The organism is Lachnotalea glycerini (assembly GCF_003201285.1).
In the GTDB taxonomy this organism is placed as follows: Bacteria; Bacillota; Clostridia; order Lachnospirales; family Lachnospiraceae; genus Lachnotalea; species Lachnotalea glycerini.
On sequence record NZ_QICS01000011.1, the window covers coordinates 90,474 to 102,560 of the forward strand.

General features: G+C 36.9%; 8 protein-coding genes. 2 read left to right on the forward strand and 6 right to left on the reverse strand.

Annotated features, from left to right (window positions below; genetic code table 11):
* Positions 1 to 69: 69 nt before the first annotated feature.
* Complete coding sequence (locus C8E03_RS17035; protein WP_094378397.1) at positions 70 to 1,437, reverse strand: ABC transporter substrate-binding protein; 1,368 nt, start codon at positions 1,435 to 1,437, stop codon at positions 70 to 72.
* Positions 1,438 to 1,557: 120 nt separating this feature from the next.
* Positions 1,558 to 2,037, reverse strand: a complete 480-nt coding sequence (locus C8E03_RS17040) for a RidA family protein (RefSeq protein WP_094378398.1) — start codon at positions 2,035 to 2,037, stop codon at positions 1,558 to 1,560.
* Positions 2,038 to 2,484: 447 nt separating this feature from the next.
* Here C8E03_RS17040 and C8E03_RS17045 point away from each other — a divergent pair, with 447 nt between their 5' ends.
* A complete protein-coding gene (locus C8E03_RS17045; RefSeq protein ID WP_094378399.1) occupies positions 2,485 to 3,129 on the forward strand; it encodes a helix-turn-helix transcriptional regulator in 645 nt (214 codons plus the stop codon).
* Positions 3,130 to 3,247: 118 nt separating this feature from the next.
* On the opposite strand, the gene C8E03_RS17050 is transcribed toward C8E03_RS17045, so the two are convergent.
* Both C8E03_RS17050 and C8E03_RS17055 read right to left on the reverse strand, forming a co-directional pair.
* Positions 3,248 to 4,024 carry an SDR family NAD(P)-dependent oxidoreductase gene (locus C8E03_RS17050; protein ID WP_094378400.1) on the reverse strand — a complete coding sequence of 259 codons (777 nt, stop codon included), beginning with the start codon at positions 4,022 to 4,024 and terminating at the stop codon, positions 3,248 to 3,250.
* Positions 4,025 to 4,081: 57 nt separating this feature from the next.
* The gene (locus tag C8E03_RS17055; RefSeq protein WP_110291678.1) at positions 4,082 to 6,895 is read right to left on the reverse strand and encodes an oxidoreductase; all 2,814 of its coding nucleotides are present in this window, start codon (positions 6,893 to 6,895) and stop codon (positions 4,082 to 4,084) included.
* 260 nt (positions 6,896 to 7,155) lie between these two features.
* Here C8E03_RS17055 and C8E03_RS17060 point away from each other — a divergent pair, with 260 nt between their 5' ends.
* Positions 7,156 to 8,688, forward strand: a complete 1,533-nt coding sequence (locus tag C8E03_RS17060; RefSeq protein ID WP_094378402.1) for a PucR family transcriptional regulator — start codon at positions 7,156 to 7,158, stop codon at positions 8,686 to 8,688.
* 89 nt (positions 8,689 to 8,777) lie between these two features.
* On the opposite strand, the gene C8E03_RS17065 is transcribed toward C8E03_RS17060, so the two are convergent.
* Both C8E03_RS17065 and C8E03_RS17070 read right to left on the reverse strand, forming a co-directional pair.
* On the reverse strand, positions 8,778 to 10,283 hold the full coding sequence (locus tag C8E03_RS17065) for a methyl-accepting chemotaxis protein (protein WP_110291679.1): 1,506 nt from the start codon (positions 10,281 to 10,283) through the stop codon (positions 8,778 to 8,780).
* 374 nt (positions 10,284 to 10,657) lie between these two features.
* The gene (locus C8E03_RS17070) at positions 10,658 to 11,992 is read right to left on the reverse strand and encodes a sodium-dependent transporter (protein ID WP_207657815.1); all 1,335 of its coding nucleotides are present in this window, start codon (positions 11,990 to 11,992) and stop codon (positions 10,658 to 10,660) included.
* Positions 11,993 to 12,087 lie beyond the last annotated feature (95 nt).

Below are 12,087 nucleotides of genomic sequence, written 5' to 3' on the forward strand. Positions count from 1 at the left end.
CTGTTCTTTTAGAGAAATCATAGGGATGAGCTTTTGACCCGTCCCCATGATTTGGATTTTATTATTTCTTTAATTATAATCGTCCAGTAGCGTATCCAGCTCTGTCTTCATATTTTCAACCGCCTGTTCATTCGTCTTTTCACCACTGAACACAGATGAATAACCATCACCCAAAATTGTTTTTAATCCACTAAGTCCTGCAAAGTTTACTGTAGGAATACATCCGCTGGCAATTGTATCAAGGTAACCTGCATAATCATCACCTGTAATATACTCTGCTTTTTGTCCTTCAATCGTTGCAGGTATTTTACCACTTGACTGCCAAAACATTAAGTCACTGTCATTTGAAGTAAAGAATTTCAAATAATCAACTGCTGCTGCTTTCTCACTTTCTGTTGCTTTACTACAAAGCGCATAACCTTCCGCATTTAGCATAGTACCTGGTGCATCTCCCGGAATCTTAAAAGAACCAATTTTTCCTTTTAAATCCTCGTTATTGGCATATGCAACGCCTATTGCATTTGATCCGGAAAGCATCATACTTGTATAACCCATAGCAAAGTAATTTGCTGCTGTTGCATAATCAACCTCTGTAATTCCGGTAGGAACCACACCATGTACGTTATTCATATCTGTCCAAAAAGAAAATGCATCCAAAAAGCCTTCCTGATCAAGATCATTTTTCCATGTACCATCTGTATTTTGACTAATCAAATCATAACCGTTACTCCATAAATAGCTCATAAAACGGCTTTGTCCAGAGGAATTATTCGAACCAACCATGGAAAATCCCCATTGGTCCACTTCTCCATCCCCATTTGTATCCCCTGTAAGAGCCTTAGCACAGTTTAGAAAATCTTCCCAAGTCTTTGGCACTTCCAGACCTTTTTCTTTAAATAAATCTGTTCTGTAGATGACTGCGGACGGCTGAACATCAATCGGATAAAAAGCCATAGTATCATCTAACGTACATGCTTCCACCACACCATTTGCAAACTGTCCTAAAACATCTTGATCAAGCCATTTATTTAAGTCTTCTGTCAAACCTAAATCGTACAAAGTTGGGGCTTGATCCGCACTTGTAAAAAATAGTGTAGGAAGATCATCCGGTGATGTTGCCATTGCAGCAAGCTTAGTATAAATATCATTACTGCTGATTGCGGTAATCTCAATTGTAACATTCGGATGTGCTGCCATATAGGCATCTGCATACTGATAAACATACTGTCCATGAGGGTCTTCGCTTGCATATGCACACATAACTGATATAGTAACAGGTTCTTCCTCTGTTGTTTCCTTCCCCTGTTCCTCATTTGTTGTTGCAGAGGCACTACCATCTGTAGCTGCATCATTTGTTGCAGTGCTGCCACCACAACCAGTTAGTAACGCTGTTGCCATAATTCCCGATAAAACCAATGCTAAAAATCTCTTTAACATATTCATTCCTCCTAGTTTTTGCTATACTATAAATAGTTACCACTTCATAAACTTGCTAGTCCTCTCAATCGCTTCTTGCATCAAAGTGACTTCTTACCCTCAAATTTTACTGCTCTAAAATTACAAATCTTTAATCTCCAGCAATACCTCCATTTCACAGGCAATGCCATCTGGCAGTGTATTACAGCCGACTGCAGTCCTAGCAGGTAAACCAGCCTCACTTCCAAAAATATCAAGTAAAAGTTTTGAACCTCCATTTACCACCATAGGCTGTTGTTCAAAATCTTCTGTGCTATTTACAAACGCCAGTATCTTCACAAATTTTTTGATACGATTTAAATCTCCAAGTTTTGCATCTAAGTTTGCCAATAAATTTAATACACAATTATATGCCGCTTCTTGCCCTTGTTCTATCGTAAATTCTCTACCTAATTTGCCGACAAATGATTTACCGTCACCAATATCACAACCACATCCAGAACAATAAAGTAAGTTTGTTGAAAAATTCATTACTGGACTGTAAATACCTCCTTTTGGTGGTGGGGAAGGCAGTATAATCCCTTTTTCTTTTAAAATCTGATATACATCCATCATAAACATATTCTCCTGCTGATTATTTACTTTTTTTACTTACAATTGAAATTTCAAAGTAATTTAATTATAGTTAATCACATTTTGTTGAAATTTGCAATATGTTTTTTAAACATTTTTTTGAAATTTTAATTTATATTGATTTATCTATTGATTAATACGAGTTTTTTTACTGTAATAGATTTGATAATTTGTTGATTTATGTTTATGTTTAGGTTAAACAAATTGTTGATTTTAGCAATTTGGTTTTTAATTCCATTACAAAAATCAGTTATTCTTTGTCATTGTTTCCGATTACAAAAATAAATCATGTTTTAAACAAATTTTTTAATTAATCTTTAATTTTTTTACATATATAAGGGATATTTATGTACTATATTGACATTTTGTTGATATTGCTTTATGATAGCCTCAAATAATTAATTCTTTAATATGAATAATCAGTGAGGTAATTATATGAGTTTTGTAAATGATAATTTTGAAATGTTGTCAGAGATTGCAAAATGTATTGCAGAAGAGTTTGGTTCTAATTGCGAAGTAGTACTGCACGACCTAACCAGACCTTACAACAATACAATTGTTGCCATTTATCATGGACATTTAACAGGCAGAAAAATTGGAGACGGTGGAACCAACATGGGTTTAGCCATTTTACGAGGTACAGCAAAAGCAGAGGATGAATATGGTTATATCAATTATTCTGATTCTGGAAGAACATTCAAATCTTCCAGCAAATATTTTAAAGACGAAAATGGTAAGATTGTCGGCAGTTTATGCATTAATTATGATATTACTGATTTAATTTCACTGCAAAACAGCTTACAGCAAATCACAAATATAAACAATGATATTAATATCAAAAGAAGCTCATCAGGTAATGAAATTTTTGCAAAAAATGTGGATGAATTAATCGATGTGTTACTAAAAGAGGCAATTGAGATAACAGGCAAAAATATAAACGACCTGTCTAAGGACGACAGAATAAACATTGTTAAATATCTTGATGAAAAAGGAGCATTTTTAATTAAAAAGTCTGCTGAAGCGGTAGCCGATCGTCTTGGGATCTCCAGATTTACCGTGTACAATTATATTAATGCCTGATTATAAAAACGCTCAATGCCTAATAAATGATAAGCATTGAGCGTTTCTTATTGTAGTTGGAATTTTTTTATATAAAGACACTTCGTAAAAAAGAAGCAATTGCAATGATTGTATCCGCCTATACCAAAGCTCCTCCACCATCTACAATGATAAACTGCCCCTGTACATAACTAGAAGCATCACTTGACAGATAAAGGACTGTACCATTTAATTCTCCTCTGCTTCCCGGACGTCCGGCAGGATTTAAAGCATTATATTTGTTCAAAAATTCTTCTGACTTAAACAAAGTTCCACTTGTCATTTCACTTTCAAACAAAGCCGGTCCAATGGCATTTACCGTAATGCCATATCTCGCATAGGAAGCTGCCATTCCCCTTGTCAAGCCTACTACAGCGGCTTTGGAGGAATTATAAGAATGTCTGATAAAAACATCAAATTTATCTGCAACAATCGCATTAACGGATGCAATATTAACAATTTTACCATAGCCTTTTTCTTTCATATGAGGCACGACATATTTGCTTGCCAAAAAGATTCCCTTTACATTGGTATCAAAAGATTTGTCCCAATCTTCTACTGTCATACTGTCAACTCCGCCTCGTACCGCAATCCCTGCATTGTTTAACAATATATCAATCTGACCAAAAGTATCAAAAACAGTTTTCATGGCTGTCTTAACACTTTCTTCGTCTGTCACATCACAGCCAACAGCAATGACTTTTCTTCCTGTTTTCTCAATTTCTGTTTTTACCTCATTTAGCTTTTCAACACGTCTTGCCAATAAGGCAACATCTGCTCCTGACTTTGCATACGCAAGTGCTGCATCTGCTCCAAGTCCTGAACTTGCTCCTGTTACGACTGCTACTTTACCGGTTAAATCAAATAAATTTTCCATGTACATACATCCTCTCTTTTCATTTTAAAGGTAATAACGCTACCTTAAACACTGGTATTAGATACGACCCGTCTCCATAAATGTGGTACGATCATATCTTCCTGTTAATAAGTATGGAATAATATCATCTGCTTCTAATTTTTCAACTAAATTTAATTTATGAACCAGTAAGCTATTCTTGGAATAAGCACCTCCTATTATTGTGTTAATCGGAAGCTCTGCCCATGGATCATCAATGCTTGATTTCAGTTTCATGGATACGGTTGCCGGTTCCCATGCCTGATAGTTATATTCACATTGATTCATCAATAACGCCCCATTTACAAAATGTGCTTCTCCATTTTCATCCGGAATACGATCAAAATGAAAATAAAAACCGCCGCCAAAGGTCTGCTTGCCTGCAGCCGGAAATTGATAAAGTGGTGCAGTCAGCGGACTATTATATTCACCAAGTTTTAAGGTCACATCAATTAGCTGTGTTCCTCTTCTGGTTACTCCTGCTGTTATTATATCATCATTTTTACGAATGACAAACTCTGCTCCCATTTTTTTAGGAATGCTTCCATTGTCTCGACCACATTGTACCGCCATCTCAGCTCCTGCTCCGCCAAGCACAAGCCCCACCGTATATAATCCAAGCGATTTTCCATAGGTTGCATATACTCCTAAAATTGCTTCATAATAGTCATCTGCAAAACTTGGATTGTTCACATGACAAATCGATATGGTAACAACTGGCATAGAAAATGGCTTTAAAGGTGGCGGTAGAATTTTAGCAATGGCAGATGGATCTGTCAGATAGCTTATGTAAATTCCTTCTTGATTATCCATAAGAGAAATTTTGCCAAAGTCAGAAACCTCTTCTTTTGCTATCTTAAAGCTTGGCTTCTTTTGCTTCTTTAAAAATAACTCTCTTCCTGCTTCATAGCCCATACGCGTAGCAGGAGCGATCGTTCCATCCTTAACAGCACTTCCGATTACCTTAACCGTCACACCCTTTTCTTCTAAATCAGAAACTAAGGTCTGATCCGGCTTAAAACCCAAAGACAAAACAACGGCATCTGCTTCTTGTATTACGTCCTCATTATCGGCAAGTCTCTTTAATATCACGCAGTCATCCTTAATTTCTGTTAAAGAATGTGCAAGCAGGTAGCTTACACCTCCTTTGGCCAGACGACCACAGACATCGGCTACATTTGTATGGTTTGCACCCGGGGCAGGTTGATCAAGCATATCGACGATGGTAACCTGATTTCCCTCTTCCATGAGATATTCTGCCGTTTCAAGTCCCGTTAGTCCGGCTCCGATTACTGCTATTTTTTTCTCTTTTAATGCAGCTTTACCTGATAATACAGATTCAACTGTATATACATTAGCATTGTTTACTCCTTTTATTTTCTCAGGAATAATTGACACCGATCCTGTAGCCAGCAAAACTGCGTCCGGCTTCTCTGCCATAATAAGCTCCTTGGTTGCCTCTGTGTTTAATCTAACGCTAACGCCTAGTCTGTCAAATTCATTGTGGTAATAATCTGCAATCCATTGCATACGTTCCTTTAACGGAGGTTTTTTTGCCAGATTAACCGTTCCTCCAAGTTCACTTTGTCTGTCAATTAAGGTCACTTTCACACCACGTAGTGCAAGCGTTTGTGCCGCACACATTCCGGCAGGACCTGCTCCCACAACAACTGTCTTATGCCCTACGGTATCCTGTGTTAAATCTCCATATTTTATCTCTCTTGCATAAGTAGGATTCAACGCACATTCCGGCGGTAAACCAGCGCTATTGTATTCATTTAGACTTTCAAAGCAGCGAAGACAGGAGATACATTTTCGTAATTCCTTTTCTCTGCCTTCTTGTACCTTTTTCCCCCACTGTGCGTCTGCATTCCAGGTTCGACCCATGGAAACAAAGTCCACAATGTTCTCCTCAAGTAATCTCTCTGCTACTACCGGCTCCCTCACAACCGATACTCCAATAACAGGAATACTAACGTGTTTTTTAACAGCCAAAAGCATTTCATTTCTCCAACCCTGAGCGAAAGAAATTGGTTCAATGCAGGTCATACCTGTTTCATATAATCCGCAACTGACATCAATAAAATCAATTCCTGCTTGTTCTAATGCCATTGCAATTTTGATTCCATCCTGAATATGAATGTAGTCCTCACTAACCCCTGTCTTATCTAAGAATTCTTCTACACTAAGCCTTACTCCGACAGGAAAATCATGACCGCACACCTTACGAATCCCCTCAATGATTTCTACAAGCATTCTAAGACGCTTCTCAAAGCTTCCACCATATTCATCTTCCCTTTTGTTTGTATAAGGAGACAAAAACTGATGTAAAAGATAGCCATGTGCCGCATGAAGCTCTACGCCGTCACAGCCTGCCTTTTGTACCCTTTGTGCACCCTCAATGAACTGATTGATTAATTGCTTCACTTCGTCCGTTGTAAGTGCCCTTGTTTCCTGCTTTACTAATTTGCACGGAATCGCAGACGGAGCAACCACCGGCTGACCTCCTATCAGCGCAGACACGGTTTCACGTCCTGGATGATGTAACTGAATAAAAATCCTGCTGTCATGTTTATGCACCGCCTGTGCAAGCCTTGACAGCGGTTCAATGTGTCTGTCCTTTGTCACAGACAACTGTCTTAACAGCCCTGCTCCATGTACATCATTGATACGCGTAATTTCTGGTATGATAAGCCCCGCCCCACCAATGGCTCTTGCCTCATAAAAGGCAATCATGTCCTTTGAGGGCGTTCCGTCCAGGTTAGCCAGCCCACACCCCATTGGAGACATAACCAATCGATTTTTAAGTGTTACCTTTCCAATGTTTCCGGCTTCAAATATCTTATGATACATTTTCTACCTCCTGCTCTGAACTCAAAAAGAAATAATAGGTAATCAACAGTTACTATAACCCTCCCGTTGTTCTAAGAATACGTGATAGGCAATCAATTTTCAACGTGTATGATGTATGATAAATATTTGACAATTTGTTTATGATGCACTATAGTTAAAGCAGGTTTTTAATACTGAAATGATAAATAAGGAAAAAGTGCAAAATAACTGCTTTGCATTTTACTTTTTGTGTTTTATAAGCAGCACGAATGGAGGAAACCATGACATTTACAAAGCTAGTAGAGAAAATTTCAAAAGAGTATTCTATTGATATCTTATCGGTTGGGACGGATATGGAAATACATGATGTTGCCCTAATTGATAACAAGCATGACAATTCCTACAAAAACACTCTATACTTTGGTTATGATAGACAATTAAAAAATTTAGCCTTTTTGCCATCACAATGCATTCTTGCTAAAACGCCCGATATGAATCTTACCAATTTTTCACTGACAAATATTGCTTTGGTTACAGAAGACAATTTATTTACTGTATTTAATGAGGCAAAAGCATTCATTGAAGCTACACGCAGTAAGGGAATCTTTGAAGAGCTTACCGCTCTTGCCGATAAAACTCACTGCCTTGAAGCAGTAATCAATACTGCCTCAGTACGACTTGGAAATTCATTGCTGTTTTGTGACATGAATTATAAAATACTTGCCTATTCCACTACCATTCCTGTTCTTGACCCTCTATGGGTTGAGAATACCAAAAAAGGCTACTGCTCTTACGAGTTCATCAGCAGCGTTAAGGAGTTGAAATCTATCAAAAGTGCTTCATCGACTACGGCTGCCTTTGAAGTTACCTGCCCGCAGTCTCCTTACCAAAAGCTTAGCAGTAAAGTCTTTCATAATCAAACGCAGATTGGGTTTTTGTTGATGATTGAAAGCGAGAACAATATACTCCCATCCCATTACGAAATGATGAGTACAATCAGTCATGTTATCAGCTATACCATTGCCTACTATACACCTGATTTATTTGAGGGCAACAGTCAGTATCATGAATTATTATATGATATGCTGATTGGTGCGCCGTCAAAGGACATTCTTCCAAGACTTACCGAACTTCCTTTTCCACCTAAGATGCTTGTGCTCTTTATTCGTCCCACCAGATATATGGGACCGCAATATTTAAAGAACTTCACTTACAAGAATTTGAAAGTGCAAATACAGGGGACTCATGCCACCTATCACAACAAGGGTATTGTTGCGGTGATTCCGTTAAAGGAAGATGCAGAAATGGAATTGGAGCTTTTGAATATGTTAAAGGATATTTGTCAAAAAGAACATATTCGGATTGGCATCAGTAATTCCTTTACCAACATAGAAAACTTCGTAGATTACTATGAGCAAGCTCATGCTGCCTTAGAACTGGGGCAGAAGCTAAAAACCGAAGAATTGATTTGCCGATACCAAGACTATCAGATTTATGATTTGTTTTCAGAATTAAAAAATCCTGATAAATTAGGACACTTTTGCCATCCTGCTTTGGCAATTTTAAGGCAGTACGACCATAAAAGCAGCTCCGAACTATACAAAACTTTATGCGTTTTTATTGATAAGGGGTGTAATATTAAACTGACATCAGAAAGCTTATACATACACCGCAACTCTTTGGTCTATCGCCTAAACCGCATTACTGATATCTGTCAGATTGATTTTTCGGATATTAATACACTCTTTCTGCTTCGACTCTCCTTTCTCATAGACCGATATAACGAATTGAACACAAGCAAGGAATGGCAGTAAAAATAATTTTAAGAATGAAAACTTGGTTTTTAACTATCAAAAGCGCAGTATGAACTGCGCTTTCAAAAACAGATTTCCAGAGGGGAATTCTATTGTAAATATTTATCAAATCGATTTGTCGTTTGCATTACATGATTTAGATTATCTTTTGTGCTTTCTGCGTTTTGAAGATTTCTCTCACTAATAGCGGCTGCTTCCTGTGAGCTTGCCATAATTTCCTCGGTAGTGGCTGATAATTGACTGATGTTATCTACGATTTTATTATTGGCCTGTGCAAGCTCTGTTAACATTTGATCTATTTCTGCAATGTTGTTTGTTAAGACACCTACATTGTCATTAATCTTCTCAAAGCTTTGTGAAGCTGTGGAAATCATACTCCCCTGGTTCTCAGTTGATTTGATAGACTCTCTGACATTTTCTGAAGCCTCTTGTGCATTCAGATTCAATTCCCCAATAATATTCGAGATATTCTCTGTTGAGCTTCTGGTCTGCTCAGACAATTGTCTGATCTCATCTGCCACAACCGCAAAACCTTTTCCTGCCTCTCCTGCCCTTGCACTTTCTATAGAGGCATTCAGTGCTAACAAATTCGTCTGACTTGATATGCTAAAAATTATATTAGTAATGTCCTGAACCTCCTTCGTTTTTTCCTGAAGCTTTTCCATTGATTGAATTACCATGGAATTAGTCGATGCAATTGAAGATGACTGCTCCTTAAGATCATTCATAATCTCCAGACCGTCCGTAATTGAGTCAGTAGAGTTGTTAGCCAGAGAAACCATTTGTTCAGAATGTTCTACCGTTTTATTAATGGATTGTTGTATGGATTGTGTCATTATATTTTGTTCCTGAATGTTATTTGCGTTAGCCTGCGTGCTTGCAGATATTTCACCGATGGCAGAATTAACGATTTGTGTTGATTCGCTTAATCCGATTACCAATTCATTACTTTGGGTAGTAGAGCTTTGAACAATTTTGGCAATCTCCAAAATATCCTTAAGCAATGCCTCTTGAATCTCCTGTTGATCCTTTACCGCATGAAGAGAGTCATAGGTAAAACGTTGACCAATTTCAGTACATTTATAAATAGTGTTGATGGTTAATAGGATAATTACTAGTTCCAAATAGTTCAGTGACATATTATCGGCCTTTGAAAATGCCAGAATCAGTGTATAGATCACATTAACAGCAGAACCCCAAAGACAAAATATCTTTGATAATTTGACATTATAAAATAAAATTGCAGCGCATAATACCGGAACCGCGCTGATTCTTACAAAGCTGTTTCCTGCAAAGAGTAGAAAAAATGAGTATATTACCATATAGCTGGTCAGACAGCCCCAGCCTAATTTATCGGCTGTTGCATCCTTGATGTAAACGCCCCAATTAATAACAATCGCCAAACAACAACAGGCAATTATGAAGATTGTAATGAGCAATGTATTGGTGTGCTTCAAATAGCCATTGATTAATACTCCAATATATAATGCATATAGTATGGTGGTTCCAAGTAGCATAAACCAGTTTATTACTTTGTTTCTGGCTGATTTTTCATTATATTTCCTGATTTTTAACCCCTGATTTGTAGTATTCATTATTTTACTCCTTATTCATTATGTCATTTTAGTCTTATAAAAGATTTTATCTTGGTAAAACACAAACCTGCTACAGAATGAAACACGATAATTCGATTCTTTTAGAAATTTAATCTCCTCCCCTTTTTCCTTTTTCGAATCCTGTTCTTTGTATCACTTCATATCTTTCATTAAATTAAGTCCATAATATCATATATGATAATAAAAAAGCAGAAAAAAAGCAATGTATACCATAAATGATATTAATTTGTCAATTTGTTTATGATGCACGATACACCACAAAAATCTGAAACATAAAGAATAAGAGCCAATCAAATGATTCACTCTTATCCTTGTGTAAATTATATCTATTGTTGTGTTTTGGAAAACCTTAATTAACCGATTCCCTTATAAATAATACCTAATATAAATATCAGAATCGTAAGTGGAACATATATATATCTAGCTACTATAAAAAACTGTTTTGGCAGCTTTTTCTTTCTGCCTAAGTTTAATTCGTCTTCAATCTTATTCTTTCCTAATATGAAATATATGGATATCGCTCCAAATACAGCTCCAAACGGCACGACCAGAATCGTAATAAAATCCATAAAGCTACCTACATTTACTTCATTTTCCAAAAAGATACCTATCATAAATGATGTTAAAACGCTAATTACTGCTGCTGCTTTTCGAGGTATTTTATGCTTATATTGTAAGCTTTCAATCACAGCCTCAAACATATTAATCAACGAGGTTATTCCCGCCAATAGCACTGAAAAAAAGAATATACATGCTAATAGTTTACCAAAAGCAAGCTGTCTGAATATATCAGGTATTACCAAAAACATAAGCGATGGTCCGGCTGTTGGTTCAATACCAAATGAAAATACTGCAGGCATAATTGCCAATGCTGAAAGTAGTGCCGCTAACGTATCAAATAAAGCAGTATGCAAAGACGCTTCTACAATGTTTTCTTCTTTTTTCAAGTAAGCTCCGTATACGATCATACCAGAACCGGTAATAGACAAAGAAAAAAATGCCTGTCCCATTGCCATAACCCATGTGTTTATATGTAACAAAGCCTCCCACTTCGGAATGAAGAGGAATTTATATCCCTCAACAGATCCTGGCAGAAAGAATACTCTCACAGCTAAAAAAGTAAAAAGAATAAAAAATACCGGCATCATTACCTTACTCACCTTTTCAATTCTTGCTACGGAATCTGTAAATAATATGAGAAGTGTTAGAAATAAAATAATAAAATGCCAAATAATGCTTCCAAAATCTCCTGTTGCCTGCGCAAAATAATCAGAACTTAAACTATTAAACAGTTCTCCTGTTGCAGAACCGAATAAAGAACGCAGCACCCAGCCTATAATAATTGCGTAGCCTGTTGCTATCCCAAGAGAACCAATAAGTGGAATCCAACCTAATGCTTTTCCTGCCTTTTTGCATCGATTGTTCTTCCAGCAAGTCTCATAAGCTCCAATAGTACCTGTCTGTGCCATTCTGCCTATCCCAAACTCTGCTGATAAACCAACATAGCCAAATAGAAGAATAAAAAAGAGATATGGTATCAAAAATGCCGCTCCTCCGTATTGTCCCAGGCGATATGGAAAAAGCCATATATTTCCTAAGCCTACTGCTGAGCCTACACAGGCTAATATAAATCCCCATTTACTGTCAAATATCCCATTCTTTGCTGTTGTCTCTTCCCGCTTTTTCATCATGTGTCTCACCTTTATGTATTTTATGTTGTTTTTCTACATGAATTACTATATCATATTACTTAGAATAAATAAAATCGATAATATAGATATTA